The organism is Methylomonas methanica, from assembly GCF_001644035.1.
GTDB classification, from domain to species: Bacteria; Pseudomonadota; Gammaproteobacteria; order Methylococcales; family Methylomonadaceae; genus Methylomonas; species Methylomonas methanica_A.
This window is the reverse complement of sequence record NZ_LUUG01000088.1, coordinates 1-20,075: the sequence shown is the minus strand read 5'-3', so window position 1 is coordinate 20,075 and position 20,075 is coordinate 1. Positions and strand designations below refer to the sequence as shown.

General features: G+C 55.0%; 16 protein-coding genes and 1 riboswitch. Of the genes, 10 read left to right on the top strand and 6 right to left on the bottom strand.

Annotated features, from left to right (window positions below; genetic code table 11):
* Positions 1 to 87 precede the first annotated feature (87 nt).
* Both A1332_RS15715 and A1332_RS15710 read left to right on the top strand, forming a co-directional pair.
* Positions 88 to 1,017: a LysR family transcriptional regulator gene (locus A1332_RS15715; protein WP_064009399.1), complete on the top strand. Its 930-nt coding sequence runs from the start codon at positions 88 to 90 to the stop codon at positions 1,015 to 1,017.
* 350 nt (positions 1,018 to 1,367) lie between these two features.
* A complete protein-coding gene (locus tag A1332_RS15710; protein WP_064009398.1) occupies positions 1,368 to 2,918 on the top strand; it encodes a hypothetical protein in 1,551 nt (516 codons plus the stop codon).
* A gap of 364 nt (positions 2,919 to 3,282) precedes the next feature.
* Here A1332_RS15710 and A1332_RS15705 read toward each other — a convergent pair whose 3' ends face one another.
* The 6 genes from A1332_RS15705 to A1332_RS15680 form a co-directional block, all read right to left on the bottom strand.
* Positions 3,283 to 4,212 carry a 2OG-Fe(II) oxygenase gene (locus tag A1332_RS15705; RefSeq protein ID WP_231890320.1) on the bottom strand — a complete coding sequence of 310 codons (930 nt, stop codon included), beginning with the start codon at positions 4,210 to 4,212 and terminating at the stop codon, positions 3,283 to 3,285.
* A gap of 238 nt (positions 4,213 to 4,450) precedes the next feature.
* Positions 4,451 to 4,939, bottom strand: a complete 489-nt coding sequence (locus A1332_RS15700; protein ID WP_064009397.1) for a DUF3368 domain-containing protein — start codon at positions 4,937 to 4,939, stop codon at positions 4,451 to 4,453.
* A 6-nt stretch (positions 4,940 to 4,945) separates the two neighbouring features.
* Positions 4,946 to 5,290, bottom strand: a complete 345-nt coding sequence (locus tag A1332_RS15695) for a UPF0175 family protein (protein ID WP_064009396.1) — start codon at positions 5,288 to 5,290, stop codon at positions 4,946 to 4,948.
* A 374-nt stretch (positions 5,291 to 5,664) separates the two neighbouring features.
* Positions 5,665 to 6,975, bottom strand: coding sequence for a hemolysin family protein (locus A1332_RS15690; RefSeq protein ID WP_064009395.1), 1,311 nt, complete (start codon positions 6,973 to 6,975; stop codon positions 5,665 to 5,667).
* Positions 6,976 to 7,060: 85 nt separating this feature from the next.
* Positions 7,061 to 7,858: a transglutaminase domain-containing protein gene (locus A1332_RS15685; protein ID WP_020483318.1), complete on the bottom strand. Its 798-nt coding sequence runs from the start codon at positions 7,856 to 7,858 to the stop codon at positions 7,061 to 7,063.
* 101 nt (positions 7,859 to 7,959) lie between these two features.
* Positions 7,960 to 9,660: a glycosyl hydrolase family 17 protein gene (locus A1332_RS15680; protein WP_064009394.1), complete on the bottom strand. Its 1,701-nt coding sequence runs from the start codon at positions 9,658 to 9,660 to the stop codon at positions 7,960 to 7,962.
* Positions 9,661 to 9,993: 333 nt separating this feature from the next.
* Here A1332_RS15680 and A1332_RS15675 point away from each other — a divergent pair, with 333 nt between their 5' ends.
* The 8 genes from A1332_RS15675 to A1332_RS15640 all read left to right on the top strand — a co-directional run bounded on the left by A1332_RS15675 (position 9,994) and on the right by A1332_RS15640 (position 19,940).
* Complete coding sequence (locus A1332_RS15675; RefSeq protein WP_064009393.1) at positions 9,994 to 10,512, top strand: sigma-70 family RNA polymerase sigma factor; 519 nt, start codon at positions 9,994 to 9,996, stop codon at positions 10,510 to 10,512.
* Between the two features lie 145 nt (positions 10,513 to 10,657).
* The gene (locus tag A1332_RS15670; protein WP_064009392.1) at positions 10,658 to 11,683 is read left to right on the top strand and encodes a FecR family protein; all 1,026 of its coding nucleotides are present in this window, start codon (positions 10,658 to 10,660) and stop codon (positions 11,681 to 11,683) included.
* A 357-nt stretch (positions 11,684 to 12,040) separates the two neighbouring features.
* A complete protein-coding gene (locus A1332_RS15665) occupies positions 12,041 to 14,575 on the top strand; it encodes a TonB-dependent siderophore receptor (RefSeq protein WP_231890319.1) in 2,535 nt (844 codons plus the stop codon).
* 78 nt (positions 14,576 to 14,653) lie between these two features.
* A riboswitch (cyclic di-GMP riboswitch) is annotated at positions 14,654 to 14,732 on the top strand.
* A 72-nt stretch (positions 14,733 to 14,804) separates the two neighbouring features.
* Positions 14,805 to 15,581 (top strand): hypothetical protein, encoded by a 777-nt coding sequence (locus tag A1332_RS15660; RefSeq protein ID WP_064009390.1) that lies wholly within the window; start codon positions 14,805 to 14,807, stop codon positions 15,579 to 15,581.
* A 155-nt stretch (positions 15,582 to 15,736) separates the two neighbouring features.
* A complete protein-coding gene (locus A1332_RS15655) occupies positions 15,737 to 16,579 on the top strand; it encodes a hypothetical protein (RefSeq protein ID WP_064009389.1) in 843 nt (280 codons plus the stop codon).
* Positions 16,576 to 17,451, top strand: coding sequence for a hypothetical protein (locus A1332_RS15650; RefSeq protein ID WP_082879722.1), 876 nt, complete (start codon positions 16,576 to 16,578; stop codon positions 17,449 to 17,451). The genes A1332_RS15655 and A1332_RS15650 overlap by 4 nt, the downstream gene beginning before the upstream one ends.
* The gene (locus A1332_RS15645; RefSeq protein ID WP_157204025.1) at positions 17,448 to 19,241 is read left to right on the top strand and encodes a hypothetical protein; all 1,794 of its coding nucleotides are present in this window, start codon (positions 17,448 to 17,450) and stop codon (positions 19,239 to 19,241) included. The genes A1332_RS15650 and A1332_RS15645 overlap by 4 nt, the downstream gene beginning before the upstream one ends.
* A gap of 117 nt (positions 19,242 to 19,358) precedes the next feature.
* Positions 19,359 to 19,940, top strand: coding sequence for a hypothetical protein (locus tag A1332_RS15640; RefSeq protein ID WP_064009387.1), 582 nt, complete (start codon positions 19,359 to 19,361; stop codon positions 19,938 to 19,940).
* Positions 19,941 to 20,075: the final 135 nt, after the last annotated feature.

The window sequence follows — 20,075 nt, the reverse complement described above, 5'->3', positions numbered from 1 at the left end:
GTTGACAGTGTTGTCATGCTAGCAATCGGCTATTAATTCATCCAATATATGTATTTAATTTAAACGTTCTCTTTTGTTAATGAATCCATGGCCTCACTGAACTATCACCACTTGCGTTATTTCTGGATGATCGCCAACGAAAACAATCTGACGCGGGCGGCTGAACGCTTACATGTGTCACAGTCGGCGCTCAGCATTCAATTACGCCAGCTCGAAGAGTCGTTTGGGCAAAAGTTGTTCGAGCGCGAAGGCAAACGCCTGCAATTGACCGAGGCCGGGCGGATTACCTTGGATTACGCCAACGCCATTTTTCGGGCTGGGGATGAATTGATCAGTCTGATGCATGGCCGTTCGGCAGGTGAACGCCAATTGCTGCGAATTGGGGCGGTCTCGACGCTGTCGCGTAATTTTCAGCTTGAGTTGGTCAGGTCCTTGGTGCAGCGCAGCGACGTCGAATTGGTGCTGCATTCCGGCAGTCTGCGCGAATTGCTGGCACAAATGCATACCCACACCATCGATCTGGTGCTGTCCAATCGGCCGGCACCGCGCGATGCGCAAACCAATTGGCATTGCCATCTGTTGGACGAACAGCCAGTCAGCCTGGTGGGTAAGCCGGACGATGAGAGCCAGCCGTTTCAATTCCCGCAGGACCTGGATGGCAGGCCGCTACTTTTGCCCAGCATCGAAAGTGAAATTAGGGCTGCGTTCGATTTCTTGCTGGAACAAGCCGGGGTTAGGCCGCTTGTGGTGGCCGAAGTCGACGACATGGCAATGCTGCGTTTGCTGGCGCGTGAATCCGGGCATTTGACCCTGGTGCCGCCCGTGGTGGTTCTGGATGAATTACGTCAAGGCTTATTGGTGGAGCGCTACCGTATCACTGACATTCGAGAACGCTTTTATGCCATCACGCCAAGCCGGCGTTTCCCCAACGCCTTGGTCAAAGATTTATTAGCCAAATCGCCTGAAGCAAAGGTTTCCGACAATGATCCTGCCTCAACAACGGGAGACAAGGCTTGACGTGAGGTTGTTCTGAAAGAAAAGGGATGTGATTTTGGAGTGTTTTACTGAGTCAATTGGTCTCTAGCTAGGGTAAGGGTCTTCAATCGGATTACCCGCGTTCGCGGCAGGTTTGGAAAGAAAGGATTCGGATCGTTGCATGCGGTTTTATCTCGCATATTGCGGGCGCATCCCTAAAGACCGGCATTCGTTTCAGGAATGTCGCTTAATCGGCGTTGGCAAAGGGGCGCCAAATTTATCGGCGGGATAATGTTGGTGCTATTGCCGCCGCTAGGGATATAGTCTGTGGTTTGCAGTTCTGCCGATGGTCTGTTCGAGCGCAATGGCAATCGTAACTTAGGAGGTTGGTCATGAGTATTTGCCGGTTTGCCGGACGTAGTTCCAATATCGCCTATCCTAATTCCGGCATCCTGGCCTGCTCGTTACGCGGTTCGGATTTGTGGATACTGACCGTCATATTAGCAATAGGCATGCAGGCCTGTGCCGTAAGGCAGCCGGTGGTTTTACCCGTAAAGCCGGATTTTGCCGGCTGCGCGGGGTTTTTTCGGGATATGGACGTCAGAGTCGACGAGTTCGGCGTGGCGGATGCGGCTACCGCGCGCATCGAGGGTTTTCCGGGTCTGCGTATCGACCGCTTTTTGGCCTCATTTGCAGGCGCCGATTTAACGGCAGACGCCTACGCCGCGTGGCTGGAACGCTTGCGCGGACTGGATGAAACCGCAAGGCTGAAGGAATGGCGCAATCTGCCGGCTGCGGCAAAATCCGCCTTGCGAGCCCCGGCGGCTCAAGAGGCTGGGGAGACAATATCCGCTTGTGGCCGAATACTGGCCCAACCGTTATCGAACGCTTCAGACCAACGCGCTCGGTTGTTGTCGAATATACAGCCGCCCGATGCTTATTCGAACTGGCAAAGAATTTTGGGCCTGTATTTCTTGAGCCGCTGGGCCATCGTCGACGGCGTCCGCCAATTGCATAGCGAAATGCGCGCACCTTTCCTGGCTGCGCATCAACAACCGGCCGAGGGCCGCCTGATACGTTACGAGCCGCCGGCTTCTCCCTCTATCCAGGCGGCGGAAGTCGCACGGATACTTGCGCAGTCGGCGGCCAATCCCTTGGGTATTCCGGAGCCGTCACCGGCTCAACTGGAGCAATTATTTTCCGCCTATGCGCCGGGCTGGGTAGTCGATACCGTGAGCAATGACGACCGTATCGGTACGGTTGGCCTCAGCGCCGATGGGGAAGCCGAGGTCGATCCACAACACTCCAGCGTCTATCGGCTGGCTTCCCATACCCGGTTTGGAAGCCAGGTTTTACTGCAACTGAATTACCTGATCTGGTTTCCGGCCCGGCCGGCTACCGGTCTGCTGGATATTTACGCCGGTCGCTTCGACGGCCTGATTTGGCGGGTCACCTTAAGAATGGATGGTAGCCCGCTGGCTTACGAAAGCATTCATGCCTGCGGCTGTTATTACCAGATATTTCCAGGGCAGGGGGTTGAGGTAGTGCAGCCTCTGGATGGTTCGGAACCGGTTTTGGCGCCGGCGTCCATTCTCGCCCGACAACCCGGCGAACGCTTGTTGGTGAAAGTTGCGGCGGGTAATCATTTTATCAACGGTATCGCCACCACTATGCCGGCGACGGATGCGAAACCATATGGCTGGCTGGATTACGATGCGCTGCGCTCGCTGCCTATGGCCGACGGCGGATACCGCAGTATGTTCGACGAAGAGGGCTTGGTTGCCGGCAGCGAACGCCCGGAAAGATTCCTACTGTGGCCCATGGGCGTACCCAGCCCCGGCGCCATGCGGCAATGGGGCACGCATGCTATCGCCTTTCTCGGCAAACGCCATTTCGACGATCCGTGGTTGTTGGAAAAACTGCTGCGGCCGCTGTGGGAATAAGGCAGGCGGAAGCGGGCCTTGGAGGATGCATTTCATTTTTTACCATTAAAAATAAAAAATACGGCGAGCCGCTCTCAGTCAAGGACATGTAAAAACGCGAAAAAACCGTCATTTGGCTAACTTGATCGATATTGACGTTAAGCATAAAGGAGGCGGCGAGTGGGAAAGGAACTGCAAAAACGCTGAGAAATCATAAGCAGCCCACTAACTTTAGAAATTTCCACAACTGATCGGGAAGGTATATTGTTATTTTGACGGTCCGGCAGCTACAGCAATTACCATCCTCGCAAATTTAGACCGGCTTGGGTCGATTGCGACTGTGCTTTACCGGAATCGGTGGCCGACCATGCATTGTCCGGCCCCTCTATTCCGGCAGACAAAGCTGCCATGTAGGCATCAGGCGTGTAAAAATTTCCATTCCTGCAAGTTCGCGGCGCAAGATTTTCCAACGGGCCAGATCAAACCAATCCCGATACAAACATGCCACCCAATCCGCCAGTCGCACGGCGGCATAGGTCTCGGCATCGTAGCTGCCGCAGACAGAAAGGCCGGCGCTGTATTGGTAGCCGGTGATCACGGTAGTTTCATCATAACCCCAGCGATGGAGTGCAAGCGCAGCCATGCCGGCATGAAATGTCATCTCCTCGGGCAGACTCGATTCCGCAGCCGTGGCCACAGGGTTGAGAGCTGCCGGCAGTTCGGAGAAATGTATGTCGGCAAACAAGGCCTGCACGTGTGCGGCAAGCTCGGGTGTATTGGCTGCGTGCCAGAAATTGAAGACCACTGTTTGGCGTGGCTGAATAGCCTCAGTGACGCCATGGTATGAATCGACGTGCAGTAGAAAGCCAAAGGCTTTGTTGTACTCAGGATTAACGCTGAACACCGCCTCGCTCTCCGGCGAGGAGAATAATTCCAAAACACCGCCATGGTCGGTTTGCCAATGCTTATTCAGTTGCACGACCAGTCGCGCAATTTCGTAACCCACTAGCGGCCGGTCGCTGTGTATACCAATGGCTTGTCCAGGCAGCATGCGTTGCGCCGTGACCAGAACACGATTCGTGAGTGGCAATCCGGTAATCTCGCGCATTCTAGCAAGCACTTCCGCTTGAAACGTGTCTGGAATATTCTCGGTAACGTCTTTGAGAGAACACCGGTAAAACGCGCCATCCCGATGCTGCCAGTCACCGTCTTGTAAGAATAATGAGTCAAGCGCAGCGCACTGTTCCTCGGAAAAGGCAGCATTGTCATAAAAAAACGGGAACGGGCTATCGTGGTGGATGGGCTGCGCGAGCAACGGCTAAGCTCCTTTTGGAATGATATGAGATTGTTGCATGGGAAAACTCAACGCTGATGATCGTTAAATATTGGAAGCCGTTTTCCAGACTAGCGTCATGTCCCCAACGGGCTATCGCTGGTAATCAACCGGAAGAATGCATCCGCATCGACATGACCGTCAAGGCGTCTGGTTTGGAAATGCGTTTGTTGAACAACTCGCAAGACCTCAACGTGTTAGTCCAAAGTCGACTATGGCCTTACTCATTCACGCTAAGCAATATTTGATTGATGACTGCGGCCGAAATGCGAAAATCAGAACGGTGTAAAACCTCAAAGATTGCTCGCGCGGAGGGAATCAAGCCTTGTTTTTTAGCTAACCCGATAATCGCCGCGGTGCCGATAACGCGCAGTCCTTTTTCCTTGGCGACCGCACGACCGGCGCGTTCATCCATGATCAACAAAACCTTGTCGGGATTACTCAAGCAGATATTGATGCAGTCGGTTTCGCCGGGATCCAGATCGATCTCAAGTTGCGATGCGATGGGCTCCGGCCATACCTTGATCCATTCGGTGGTCAGTGCTTGAGCGATGGCGGGTTCGCCGGGCGCAGCTTTGCCGGGTAACACCTCTTGTTTGACGGATTCCAGCATAAACACCTTATCAAACAATTTAGGCAACCATTCCAAACCATCCACGATTGCCAGACCGATTAAAGGGCTGGAATCAACGACAACTATGCGGGCCATGCGTTGTTAGGCCTGCTTTAACCACTGGTCCAGGGTGTCCATGTCATCTTGCACTTCCTCTGCGGTTTGACTGATAACCGGAATGCCCAAACGCGAGACATGAGCGATAAAGTTAGCTAAAGGCATGTCGGCTAATTTGGCTGAGCGCGCCAGGGATAAGTTGCCGTCTTTAAACAAGGCGGTGGCCAAGGCTTTACGCACGCCGGGCATGCCGATAATTTGGGCGGATTTGAGCCCGATGATTAAGGCGTCTGGTTCGTTTCTGTTCATGACCAATACCATATCCTCATGCGCCATCCGCAACGCTTCGCTGGGATTATTCTTTAAACCGCTGACATTGACTGTTTTCATGGGTGTTTCTCATGGGAAGATTGGATAGGCGCATTATAGGCGCGAATTGCCTAAACACTAAGCAAGATCGATTTGTTGGGCTTGTTTTACTGGGCATCGTCGGCTGGGTAGAGCAACGCGAAACCCTGCAAATGTGTTCAAATAACAGAATTTCTTTACGTTCTAACGGCAGTTTGGATTGGAAAACTTATCAGCTTCTGAGCTGGGTTTCATTGTTATTCAACCCAGCCTAGATTTGCCGTTGACGAAATATCCGCCTGATCGCGCTCGTTCATCAAGGCCGGCTTTCGGTCGGACGCGGTTAATAATTCTCTAGGAATCATATCACCACAAAATAGCAGCTCGATTACCTTTAAAGCACTGACTTGCTGAAATTACTGCTTGGGATAAACCTGCACCCACTCAATGCGCGGGCCGTTCATTTCTTTCACGACGATTTCAAAATCGTTAAAGGCGATGCGCTCGCCGGCTTCCGGGATGTCGCGTAATTGCGCCAGGATCATGCCGCCCACGGAATCGACGTCGTCCAGATCCAGTTCTTCGTTTTCCACATCGATACCCAGAATCCGCTCCAGGGAGAAAATCGGCAAGCTGCCTTTGCCCAGCAAGCTGCCGTCATCTTGCCGGGTCCAGTCGCTTTCGGTTTTACGAAATTCGTCGCGGATTTCGCCGACCATGGCCGACAGCAGATTGTCCAGCGTGATAAAGCCGTGCGGCTTGTGGCCTTTCTGGCCGATGACCGCGAAATGCGGCGAGCCTTGGGTAAAGCGCCGGAACAATTCCAGGGCCGGCATATGCGCGGAGATATGTTGAATCGGCCGTAGATAGGGTTCCAAATCGTCGATTTGCTGGCCGTGTTGTTGCGCCAGAAACAGATCCTTCAAATGGATAATGCCCAGCACATCGATACCGTTACTGTCGAAATACGGGTAGCGGCTGAAGCAACTGCTGTAAACCGTTTCCAGCATGTGTTGCTGAGATTGGCCTTGATACAGCGCGGTAATTTCGTGAATCGGCCGCATTAAATCGGAGACTTCCAGCTTGCCGAAATCCAGCGCCTTGGCCAGCACGTTGCATTCATCGCTGGTCAGGTTCTCGCCGGCCCGGCTGGAGCGCAGAATCAGTTTCAATTCGTCGTTGGAATAATGACTGTCCAGGTTGTGACCGTCGCTAAGTCCGGCGATTCGCAACACCAGATTGGCGCTGCCGTTCAACAACCAGATGGCCGGGTACATCAGCCAGTACAGCGCGTATAGCGGTCCTGCACTCCACAGACCTATGCCTTCCGGGTTGCGGATAGCCAGCGATTTAGGCGCTTGCTCACCGACGACGATATGCAGGAAGGAGATCGTGCAAAAGGCAAAGGCAAACGAGATGTTATGGATGATTTCCGGGGAGGTGATTTCGGCTTTGGCAAACAGCGGGACTAACAGGTCGGCGAAAGCCGGTTCGCCGATCCAGCCCAGCCCCAGCGAGGCCAGGGTAATGCCGAGTTGGCAGGCTGATAGATAAGCGTCGAGTTTTTTGTGTACTTTGGCGAGGATGCGGCCGCGCCAGCCTTCGGTTTGTTCGATTGTCTTGATTCTGGTCTGCCTTAGTTTGACCAGACTGAACTCGACCGCAACAAAGAAGCCGTTTAGAAATACCAGCAACAAGGCGCAGGCGACCAGAAAAAGATTACTCATAATAAAGCGTTGATTACAGCGGAATCGGCATTATACCGGGAATCCGCACCTTTGCTCGATGTGTGATGGCGGCGCCGGGTGCGCGCTAATCCGGCGGGCCGGGCAGGCGTTCGACATTGGCGGCCATGTGCATGGGATAAAGCGCCGGGCCGAATTGGGTGAAAATCGCCACGTCCGCCGCGTCGTGGCCGTAAGCGACGATGACCCTACCGCCGCATGGTTCGGCTTGGGTCGGGTCGAAGGTATACCAACGTCCGCCCACATACGCCTCGAACCAGGCGTGAAAGTCCATAGGTTGCAAGCCATATAAATAGCCCACCACCATCCGTGCCGGAATGCACAAGGCCCGGCACAGGGCGATGCCCAAATGCGCCAATTCGCGGCAGACGCCTTCGCCGGCCATATTGGTTTCGACCGCCGACAGCTGGAAATGCGGCGAGTCCGGATTGAACCGGATATTGTCGCGAAGCCAGCGGTGCAGCGTCGCGACTTGGTCGTAACCCGGTAAGGCATCGGCGACGATTTCCTGGGCCAGATCGATAAACCGGTCGGATTCGCAATAGCGGGTCGGGATCAGATAGGTCAGTACCGAATCCGGCAGACTTTGCACTTCCGTAAAGGGTGCGCCGGGGCAGACGTCGATATGCTCGTTAGTATGAATATCGGCGCTGGTGCGCACGGCAAACTCGCCGGGCGGTGCAATCAGGCGCTGACAGAGATTGCCGTAGTAGTCGGTATATTCGAATACCGGCACCGTCGGATTCAAGGTATACGACTCGCGGGCCACCCATTGATTGGCGCCGTTGCGCGGCCGCAGCATCAAAATGAATGGAGTCTCGATGCTGACATCGAAGGTTATTTCGCAGCTAGTGCGCAGCCACATATAGGGTGTCCTTGTGTTGATTACCGAAAAATCAGCCTCGGGGCACGCACCGATAGGCGCGGTGCCGGAACCAGCTGCTTGAGCAACATTGATCGTACGTGCTAAATCTTGGCTTTGTCTGAGCGGAGGGGCCAGAACGGGATCGACAGTACCAGTATACACAGCAACCAAGCCATGAGTTGCTGATTGTAGAAGGTGTAGCCCAGGGCTACCGGTAAACCTTCGCTAAAGCCCGGATGCGCTTGGATAAAGTCGTAAGCGGCCATGAACTCGTGTGTCTCGCCTATCACCACGGCAAGCATGCCGAAGTTTAAAAAATACGCCAGCAAACGGTCGCGCGGCGTTTGCGAATCGCCGCCGGATAGGCTGTCGAAGCGCAGCATATGCCATTGCAGCCGGCGCTGGGCCAGGTATAGGCAAATGATCAAGCCGCAGATGCCGATGGCCGGAATCGCGAATTGTTCGACAGGGAAGCTCAGATACCGGCCGTTGAACGCCAGGCTGTAGGTTTTATATAGCGCCAGCACCACGAAAAACAGATAGGCGCTTCTCAAACGGTTTGCCAGGGCCGGCAGCGCCGATTGCTTAGTCAAAATCGCATAGCAGCGGTGCAGCAACAAACCGCTCAACAAGCTGTTGGCTACCACCAGCAAGACGGTGTAAGCCTGTTGCCAGATGCTATAGCTGGTAAACCACAGAAAATCCGCCAGCGTCACCAGGCAAACCCCAAACACTTGGGCCAATGCTAAAAACACCAACAGGTGGGGCAGGGACAGATGGGCTAATTTTTTAAAGTAGGCCGCGACCAGCAACAGCCACAAGCCGGTGGCCCAGGCAAAGTGCAGCAGCCAGTCCGGGTTTTCGTAAACCGGGCCAGTCAGTGGGAAAACCGGTTCGCGGTCGATGGTCAGCAAACCCCAGTTTGCGCCGACCACGCCTTCGTTATGGCTTTTCCAGGGTTGGTTAAACGCTTCGACGATGTTGTAGTCCAAACCGTGCCGGTTCACGACTTCGATCAGGCTGCGGATGAAGCGGGTTTCGTTAACCACGCTGGGGACGGCTTGGCCGCGTTGTCTGCCGGCGGCCGGCCAGCCGGATTCGCCGATTAAAATCGGTTTGTTGAGGCCCATGCTGCTGGCTTTGTCCTGGATTTGCTGGACGATCTTCTCCACATGTCCGGCCGCATCCTCAATCGCCACCGGCTCGTCTTCCCAGTAGGGCAGAATATGCACGGTGATGAAATCCACTTCCTGCATCAGCTGCGGATATTTCAGATAAATCGACCAAACATCGGCATACGATACCGGCTGTTTCACCGCCTGTTTGACTTGGCGGATATAGCCGATCAGTTTGTCCACATCCATATCCTTGCGTAGCAGGACTTCGTTGCCGACCAGCACCCGTTTGACCACGTCCGGGTTGGCGTTGACCGCTTCGATCAGCGCGGCGATCTCCTTTTTGTTGCTGTCATGGCCGTCGCCCAGCCAGCCGCCTTGAATCATCTCCACGCCGTGTTTGCGCGCGAATTCGGGCGTCGGCTGCATGCCACCGAGTATCGAGTAAGTGCGAATGGTGTGCGTTTTATCGGCAATCAAGCCCAGGTCGGCGTCGATATGTTCCGGCAACGGAAATTTTTCTTCGATCGGACTAAAGCCTTCGCGATACGGCGCGAACGACAAACTGCGCAATTTGCCCGATGGCACATCGACACCGGCGTCTTGGGGGCGATTCAGGCTCCAGGCGATAGCGCCGTGAACGACAACGATGAAAAGCAGGCAGAACAGCAGATTGGTGGGGCGCATGACAGGGGATGGTTAAGCTAAGTGAATAAGTACGTGGGGTTGCGGGGATTATACAGGCTTGGCGCGCGCTAAAAATCAAAGTCGGCGAGTCAAACGGCTATTCTCGATAAAACTATGTTATCTGCCGGCCATGCCGCGGGTTATTTGCCGTATTCCAGGGCGGCTCGGAAGTAATGTTCAGCGCAAGGCAGCACGACGGGTGGGGCCCGCCAGCAACATGCGTCTTTGGTTCAATTATTGCAGACGCTCTGACGCAAGGCTGCGCTGCGACATTTTGGCGGGGTGTCAGCCAGTCGCTGATTTTGAATAAAGCTTTGGATATTTCCGATACGCATGAGTGCACAGCCATTGACCGATATTTCCGCGTTCTGGACCGAGTCCTTGGCCGATGAGTTATTGCGTTTTTTGACCGGGCGCTTGAAATGCCCGGATATTGCCGCCGAATTAACCCATGACACGTATCTGGGCTTACGGCAAATCGCCGAGAAAACGCCGCCGGATAACGCTCGAGCCATGGCGTTTCGGATCGCGATCAATCTGACCATCGATCATCAGCGCAAAACCATGGTCAGGGACCGTTACGGCGCTGACGAAGATTTTGATGCGCTAGCTGAATCCATTCCTGGCAACGCCGCGCCACCGGAACAGGTGTTGATCGGTCAACAACGTCTGGCCGCATTGCAACACGCGCTGGACGAGTTGCCGCAAGCCTGCCGCAGTGTGTTTTTGCTGCATGGTGTCGATGGCCTGACCTATATGCAAATTGCCGAACGCTTGGGGATTTCCAAGTCCCAGGTCAATAAGTTATTAGCCCAAGCCATGGCGCATTGCGCGCGGCAACTGGCCGATTGAACAAAACGTCCGCCTTATTTTCCTCAGTCCGCTCCACGCCCATGCCGGTAACGCCCGCCGCTTGTTTGCAAAGCCCGTCTTGCTATGATCGCTTTCGCGCCTCGCACGTCTTTATCAATAACACCCCTGCTTAATTGGAGATCGCATGCCTGTGCCGTCCGACAAATCCGTTCACACAAGTCTGCAAGATCAGGCCATCGCCTGGGTGGTTTGTCTGCGCGACGACAGTTTGAGCGATGCGGAACTCGAAGCGTTCGCCGATTGGCTGAACCGCGACCCCTTAAATGCCGAGGCATTTACCGAGGCGGAGAAGTTGTTCAGAGACATGGTGGTGGCCGGCAACTTGTCCAGAGAGGTCGAAGTGCAACAACCGGCGTCTCGGCAAATCGCCCCGGCGACATTCCGCGCGGCTAAAATCAAGCCAGCCAAACCCAAACCACGCCGGCCCTGGTTCGCTGCCGGGTTTGCCATTGCGGCGATGTGCCTGTTGGCGATTGGGCTAATCATGCCCCAACAAGCGCGCTTAATTAGCGATTATTTAAGCGACTACCACACGCAAACCGGCGAAATTCGCGAGATTCAACTCAGCGACGGCAGCCGTTTGCTGATGAACACCAATAGCGCGGTTTCCGTAGCGTTCACCGCCGAGGCTAGGCGGATCGTGTTGCACCATGGCCAGGTGCGATTTACGGTGGCAAAGGATAGTAGGCGGCCTTTCGAGGTGGTAGCCGACGACTTAACGGTGCGGGCTTTGGGTACCGTGTTTGAAGTGTATAAAACGGCAGCCGAGCATACCGAGGTGACCGTTCAGGAGCATGCCGTAGTGGTCAGCGCCGCCGGTCGAGAGAGTGACATTACCGTCGCCCAGGGGCAAAGCTTGAGCTATAAGCCCGGATTGGCCTTACCGCATCCGCAGGCCGTGGGCGCGGAACAGTCCGCTTGGCAGCAACATCGGCTGGTGATCAACGATAGACCTTTAGCCGAATTGATAAGCGAATTGGAGCGCTATCGCTTCGGACGGATATTTCTGGCCGATGCCGCACTTAAAAATCTGCGGGTGACCGGGGTGTTTTCTCTGGATACGCCTGACGAGGCCCTTTCTTCGGTGCGCAAAGCACTGGCCTTGCAAGAAACCCGTATCGGTCCCTGGTGGGTGTTATTGCATCGCTGATATTTTTGCGCGGCAAACCTTCGTGCATATTTCGTCAACCCAGCCCTTGAACATCGTCGCTCACGCGCAGACGGGAACGACGATGCCGCTTTAATTTGTGTACTCCGGAGTTCGAGCGCATAAGTTCAATCCGTTCTTACCGATCCCCTCATTTCGAAATTAATGGTCTGTAGGGTGGATAGGCGAAGCGCATCCACCAAGATTGCCGGATGCGCTTCGCTTATCCAGCCTACGATTTTTTACGCGGTGTTGACTGAATAATTACGTTTTTTGCTAATCAGGAAATTTTTTGTGATCGATTTTTGTGCTGAAACGACTTCTATGTTGAGAAACATTATTTTTCGGACAGGACGGATCTTGAAAGCACGGATTAACGATTTTCGCTATCAGCTTGCAGTCGGCGCATGGCGTCGGCCGGCCATATACCTTTGCTACGCGCTGAACGGCAACCGTGTCGGCGTCGATACCTGGGTATTGATTTGGCTGGCGGCGGCTGGCGGGCAATTGAGCAGCAGCCAGGCGGTTGCCGCGGAATCGGTCCGCCACTTCAATATTCCCGGCCAGTCCTTAAACAATGCCCTGATTCAATTGGCCGCACAAGCTGAGTTAGAGTTGATTTTTTCAGCGGACATGTTGCGTGAGATCGTCAGCCCGGACCTGCAAGGTGACATGTCGGCAGAGCAGGCATTAACACGCTTGTTGCATGACAGCGGCTTTGCTCATCGTTTTATCGATACCGACACGGTGACTTTGGAACGCAGCTTGGAGCAAGCTGCGTCGACCAACACGCCGCCGCCGGTTACCTTGGATGCCATGACCGTAGTGGGCTCAAAAACCGGAGAAGCCGGCACGGGAATCGACGCCGAGTCCATGCTTGCAGATATGCGGACCTATGCTGTCAGTCATATTGTCAGCGCTACCAGAACGGACACGCCGATCAAGCAAATCCCGCAGTCGGTGCATGCGCTGAAACGCACTTTGCTCGACGACCAGCAAACGATCAATCTTAGCGAATCGTTGATCAATGTCAGCGGCGTGGTGCCGCGCAACGTGCTCTACAGTCCGGTTATCGAAGGCACATTGATTCGCGGCTTCCGCTCCGAACAACTGATAGACGGCTTTACCCAGTACTACAACCCCGGCGACCGGGAAAGCACGGTTAATATCGATAGAATCGAGGTGCTGAAAGGCTCCAACGCCTTGCTTTACAGCGGCGGTTCGGGCTCACCAGTGGGTGGGGTGGTGAATCTGCTTTCCAAATTGCCGCAGGCCAAATACTTCGGCGAAGCCGGTTTTAGAATCGGTAGTGATAGCTTTTATCAGCCATTTTTCGATATCAATCAACCGTTAAACGACCATGTTCTGACGCGCATTACCGGCGAATACACCAACGCCAGACATACTGTCGAGATGATCGAAACCCAGCGTTTCAACATCAATCCGGCCCTGACGCTGACCGATAACGACAAAACCCGTTTGACCCTCCAAGCCAAGCTGTCGCGCTGGCAGCAACCGGAGTATCAGGGCTTGCCCGCCACCGGTAGCATTGCCGGGGCTTTTCGTATCCGCCCTGATCTGTTCTTGGGGCCGGCCAATCTGCCCGATAGCCATTCGGATGCCGATGCGGTGTGGGCTGCACTGGACAGGCAAATCAACCGGAGTTGGCGCTTAAACCTGAAGGCGCGCTATGCGCACGCTAAGTTTGACGAGAAAATTCAGACGCTGTTCGGTAGCGACGGCCTGAGCGCGGATCGGCCCTTGTCGCCAACATCTAGCTGGGCCTTGGTCGATGCCGAACTGTTTCAACAACAGCATGAACGTAGCGTACTGGGCAATTTGCAGGGTAAGTTCAAGCTTGGTCCCAGCGAAAACAATTTGTTATTGGGGGCGGACTACAGCCGTTTGCGCGATGCCGGGTTTATCGAAGGCGACTTCGGGCCCTCCGGTTTGGGCGTGGCTACGTTAAATTTGCAGGCACCGGTATTTGACACCCCGTATAGCGTGCCGGGGCCGGGTCTGGAAAATCAGTTCATCGAAAACATCACTTACGGCGCTTACCTCCAGTGGCAAAGCACGCTGTACCGGCATCTGCATGTGCTGTCCGGTCTCAGGCTGGGCAAGGTCGACATCGATTTCAATAATGCGCAAACCGGGGTACACGTTAAAACCGATACGCTGAAATGGTTGCCACGCCTTGGCGGCGTGATTGATCTGAACGACGAAGTGTCCTGGTTTGTTTCCTACAGCGAAGGCATGCGCGGCCAACCCTTTGTGAATTTTGTCGATACGCCGGCCCCGGAATTGTCCAACCATCTGGAAACCGGCCTGAAATTCAATGTTGCGCACCAATTCAGCGGCCAACTGGCGCTGTATCAAATCGAGCGCAGCCAGGTCGCGGTCACCGACAGCAGCGATTTTCAGCGGCGTTCGGTCGCCGCCGGCCAGCAGCGTTCGCGCGGCGTGGAAATCGATCTGCTTTGGCAGCCGTTCGAAGGTTTGAACCTGTTAGCGAACTATGCACACACCGACGCCCGGTTCATGGATGACAAGGCTGCGGTCGCCGCCGGCAATCGCTTAGCCCAAGTCCCGGACGATGCCGGGCGGTTTTGGGCGCACTACCGCTTTCAGCAGGATGCGCTGCAAGGCTGTAGCTTAGGCTTTGGCGTCTATGCCCGTGCCGGGGCTTATGTGTCCAACAACAATCGCTTCAAAACCGCTGCTTATCACAGCTTTGACGCAGCGCTGGCTTACGAAATAGGGCGTTTTACATGGGCGGCCACGGTCAAGAATCTCAGCGATGAGGATTATTTTCAGCCCTACGGCTATTTCGAGGGCCGGGTAGCGCCCGCGCCCGGCCGAGCCGGATTCGTCAGTGTTTCGATCAAGTATTGATGTAGTCCTTATTTATTTACCGCAGGAGTTTTTCAGGAGCACCTCACTCAGGGACTTAGAGTGATGTCGTAGGGAGCGCGACAAACATGCCACATCCGCCGCGAGGCGGAGCCGGAAAGCCACGGGTCTTGGAGATTGAGACAGCCGGGTTACCTTCAAGCTGCATACCGTTAGTTAAGGTTGGCGATTTGAAGATTAACTTTAACCGTAATTTATTAAGGAATAAAAAATGACAATCTTGCACTACAACCGTTCTCAACTGGCGACCGCCGGCCTACTAGCCTTCAGCGCACTAACCGCCGTTTTGGCTCCAGGCACAGCCAGCGCCGCGCAAGTCAGCGGCGATGCGACCATCACCATCAACAATGCTGCCTTTGCGGCGGCATCGGTCAATGTCGGCGCCGGGTATCCGAACGGCTGGATTGTCGCGAAACATTGGGGTGCCAGCGATAATTTACTCGGCATCACCGGTGCAACCACGGGCGGTACTGCGCTGTCGGCAACTGCCAGCACGCCAATGTCATTTGCGGTTAACGCCAATACCACTACCAACAACTATCCGGCTTCCGGCCCCTATGGCCGTACCGAACAAGCCACTACGATGGATGCCGGCAATACCTCGGTCGGTCAAATCGGTCTGAGCGGCGCCTGGTTATTAACCAGTCCCGGCGGCAGCGGCATTTTGACTCCTTACGACTTTAGTCTGGTAAAAACTGCCGGCATCTGGAATATAAAAACCTTCGACACCGGTTTTGGCACTCAAAACTTCTTGAAACTGACCAACGTCGCCGAGTCGGTAAACGGCAATGGCGAATTACTGCTGAGCGGCGATTTGCAATGGACCGGTTTGTGGGCCGGTTTGGTTGGCGCCAATACCAATGCCGTGGTCGGTACTTTTAGCCTGGCGCCGTCCGCTGTGCCGGTGCCTGCGGCAGTCTGGATGTTCGGCAGCGGTCTGCTGGGCTTGCTGGGTGCAAGTCGCAGAAAAGCTTTGGTCGCGGCTTAACTCACAAAGTGGGCTTGGGGCGGTCGCCAAGATTCGCTTCGGGCCCGGACTTTCCGTAATAAATCCCTCTTCGTGCCCGCATGCCGCCGACTGCGGCCGCTTGCGTATTCAGGCAGGGAGAGGGCTTATTCTGACCATCCGCTGATAGGGATTTTATGAAGATCAACAAAAACTGCGGCTATCCCGCTTTGGCCGTGCGGGCGATGCTGGCCATCGGCCTGGGAATGGCCTCAGCAAGTGCTGAGGCCACAATATTGAATGCGTCTTCCGGCGGCACGTTTACGATGAATCTGGACCGCAATGCGCTGGCGCCTTACGCCGGCGGGTATTTTCTGTCGACGTTCTGGGACGCGGCGGCATCGGCTGCCGACAATCCGGCCAATACCGGCGACCATTTGCTTAGCCAGCTCAACAGCACCGAGATTTCCGGGCTTAATCAGGCGTTCGAGCTGACGGCTATCGGCAGCGACCCCAGTCCGCAAGCCAGCCAGCGTTACGTCAAAGCCACATCAACCGATTTTGCCATCGATACCATCATGCTGGCCGGCGTGGCCGGGGCACAAGTGGGCATGACCGGCGTGCAGGGATTTTATGCGCCGAACTGGCCGCCCAGCGGGGCCGGCTTGGTCAACGGCGATTTTTCGCTGCGTTACGATGCCGACCGGCAAACTTTGGGCCGCACCGGCTGGTACTTGGCCAATAACATTTATTTCACGATGGCTGTGTACGACCTAAACAATCTAAGCCTGAACTTTACCAATGCCGAAAACTGGCAGCTGAGCGGCGATTTATTAATGTCTCCGGAAAACGCCGGGATGTTGCAAGGTGTGCAATTGATCGATGTCGGTAATTTCTGCTTGGGCACCGGCGCCTACGCCGGTTGCGGACAGGTGGCGGCGGTGCCGCTGCCCGCTGCTGTCTGGCTATTCGGTAGCGGTTTATTGGCTTTTATCGGCATAGGCCGTAGGCCTTATCTTTCAAGGAGTGTGACATTATGAAAATCAATAATCATCGATTGTCCGGCTGGCTGTTTGCCGTGAAACTAATAGCCGTTTGTAGCGTATTTCCGCTTAGTCAGGCCCACGCCGCGACAGTCAGCGGCGGCGCGCTGATCCTCAATTTAAATCGCGATGCGCTAATCGCCGGTGTCGATCAGGACTTATATCCGGATACGCCAAGCTCGGGCTTTCAAATTTGCTGTCGGCCTTCTCTTTACCTGGAAGAGTTTTACGACGCCTCGGCGGCAGCGAAAACCTTTGTTGAGCTGCGGGATGCTAATACACCGGATTTATACGATCTGGTATCCGATGAAATTCCGGCGACCGGGTTGCAATTTAGCGTCAACGGTCCGGGTGCAATAACCAACCCGGGCGGACGCCAGAACAGAAATACCACTTTCCAGTTCGAACCCGGCAATTTGTTCGGTACTGCCAGCGGTAGCATCGGTCTGGGCGGCGTGATGCGCTTTAGGGTTGACGTCAATCCGCCAAACAATAGAGTGCATTTGGGCGACATGACCCTGGAATACGACCCCACCAAAGAAGCCGCCACACCGGGTCGCTCGGGTTGGGTGATTACCAATCACATCGGTTTCGATGCCGGCGGCTTTGAGCTATTCGATGTGACTACCGCTTTAGTTGGCGACAATTTAACGGTAAACGGCAATCTGGGTTTTGGTTGGGGTTTCGATCATCTGGGCGCCAGTGCCGCGCGTTTGCGCGATACCCGCATCGGTACCTTCAGCTTTCAAACCACAGTGGTGTCGGGAGAGCTGCCGGCGGCGGTGCCGGTGCCGACGGCGGTATGGCTGTTTGCCAGCGGCTTGGTCGGGCTGTTTCTGAATAGCCGTTCTATCAGAAGGGTCGCGTGATGAAGCTAGATGAAGATGCAGGATTGCTTCGGCCCTTAACTGCCGTTCGCCCTGTACCTGGTGAACGGCACCCACCCGTTTTCCGTAAGGTCAGGCTGGTAAAAATTGCGGCAGGCTTAGGCATCGGTTTGACATTGAACACAGCCGTGCAGGCAGGACCTTCCCCCGTGATCAGTTTCGGCGGGTATCGCAGTCATCAGGTCAATGTCGATGCCGACGGCCAAAACATCGTTGGCGATAAAGGCAACGAACCGACGCTGGCCTTTAATCCGCTGAATCCCGCCAATATCGTCGTGGGCTGGCGCAGGTTCGATTCGCCGCCCACGGCCGCCAAACACGGCGGCTATGCCTATAGCTTCGACGGCGGTGCCAGTTGGGCGACCGGCATGCTGCCGGCCTTACCGCAGCAAACCCGCACCGACCCGGTGCTGGAGGTCGATGCCCAGGGCAATTTTTATTACCAGTCCCTGGCGGTATCGGATAGCACGTCGGTATTTAAATCCAGCGACGGTGGCGTGACCTGGTCGGAGCCGGTGTATCAGTTTAAAGGCGACAAGAACTGGCTGGCCATCGATAAAACCGGCGGCCCTAGCGACGGCCATCTCTACAGCACCTGGCGGCGGCCGGCAGACAGTAACCCCGATCCCAACTATGTACCCAAATATTTCATCCGTTCCACGGACGGCGGCTTGAGCTACCAGGAGCCGGACGCGGCATTGCCGGTGGCAAACTTCGGTTTCGGCCGGCTGACTATCGGCCCGGACGGCGAGGTCTATTTATTTGGCGTCGATGAAACGATTTTGTCCGTCAATGCGCTGGGCATCATGCGTAGCGGGCATTATTTCCTGAAATCGATTGATGCCAAAGATCCCGCAGCTTCACCCACCTTTACCGCGCAAAAGGTCGATATGGGCGGCAATAGCATGATGTTCCTGTCGCCGAGCTTGCAGTTGCCCAATCCCTTGGGCGGCGACGGCGATGTGCAAATTGCCGCCGACCAATCGGCTGGGCCATTGCGTGGCAATATTTACTTGATGGCACACGTCACGCCTTACGCTTGGCAAGCGGGCGACGATCCGCAGGATATTCATTTCGTGCGCAGCAGCGACGGCGGCGCCACTTGGTCGGCGCCGGTACGCGTGAATGATGACCCACCTGGCGCCAATGCTTATCAATGGTTTCCTATGCTGAGCGTTGCAGCCAATTCCCGTATTGATGCGATGTGGTACGACACCCGCAACGGCAGCGGCAGCGCGCCGTATCGCTATTCCCAACTTTACTACGCCTACTCTTGGGATGGCGGCGCGACCTGGAGCAAAAACCAGGCGGTCACACCCGTGTTAAATACTCATCTGCCGTATAACGTGGTGAACGGCGAGGAGCGGCAAAGCGACAAAATGGGCGATTACACCCAGTTAGTCTCGGACGCCAACGGCGCGCACATCGCCTATACCGCTACCTACCACGGCGAGCAGGATGTGTATTACTTGAACGTGTTTCCGGATTGCAATAACAACGGCAAGTCGGACGTGTTGGATATTCAAAACCGCGTCAGCAGCGATACCAATTTGAATCATCTACCGGATAGCTGCGAGAACATCACGGTAAAAGGCGATCTGGACGGCGACCGCGATGTCGATCAACTGGATTTGAACGTAGTTCTGGCGGCGCGCAACAAGCCGGCTTCCGGTGTTAATGATCCGCGCGACCTGGATAAAAACGGCGTGATCAATGCGTTGGATGTGCGCAAACTGACTTTGCTTTGCACCCGGCCGCGCTGTGCAGTTTAAGTGGGCTTGACCCAAACGGCCGGTAGTCGATTTCTCCAGCCGGACTTGCGAACCGAGATTATTCCGTCATTCCCGCTTACGCGGGAATCCAGAATGCCGAATATAGGACTAACAACGATGATTAAACAACTAAAAGCCGCAATTGCCGGCATAGCCTTATACGCGGCCAGCGGCGTTGCCGATGCTGCCATTGATTTACATTTTGCGCCGCTTAACCAAACCGCCGACACCATTGAAATTGGCTTGAGCATTTCCGGCTTGGGCGACGCTGCGCTGGGAACGTATGATTTTAATATTCAGTTCGAATCAACACATTTGGCGTTCGCCGGCGTGGCCTTCGGCGACCCGGTGTTGGGCAACGAGTTGGATGTGTTTAATTTGGGTGGAAACAGTGTCGCCGCCGATTTGCTTGCGCCCGGCGTACTGAACCTGTTCGAGTCATCATTGGACGACGCGGCGGATTTACAAGCCCTGCAAGCCGATAGCTTTATGTTGGCGGTGATTCGATTCAATGTGCTGCGCAGCGGTAGCAGCGAGCTTGACTTGTTGATTAACAGTTTGGCGGATGCCGGCGGCGATGGCTTATCGGCAAACACAGCGCAGCTCACCGTCAACCCGGTCGCCGCTGTGCCGTTGCCGGGGATGTTTTGGCCGATGGTGGGTGGGTTTTGGGTGGTGTTTAAGCGGCGTAGGGGTTAGCGAGCATAGGCTATACAACGCATTGCGTAATACAAAGGAAACTCGGAGAATTTCATACAGGTTAATTGCTAAGTTGATATTCGGGTAATATAGCTGCCCTACATTATTACTTATTCCCTGAATCCGTGACTTAAA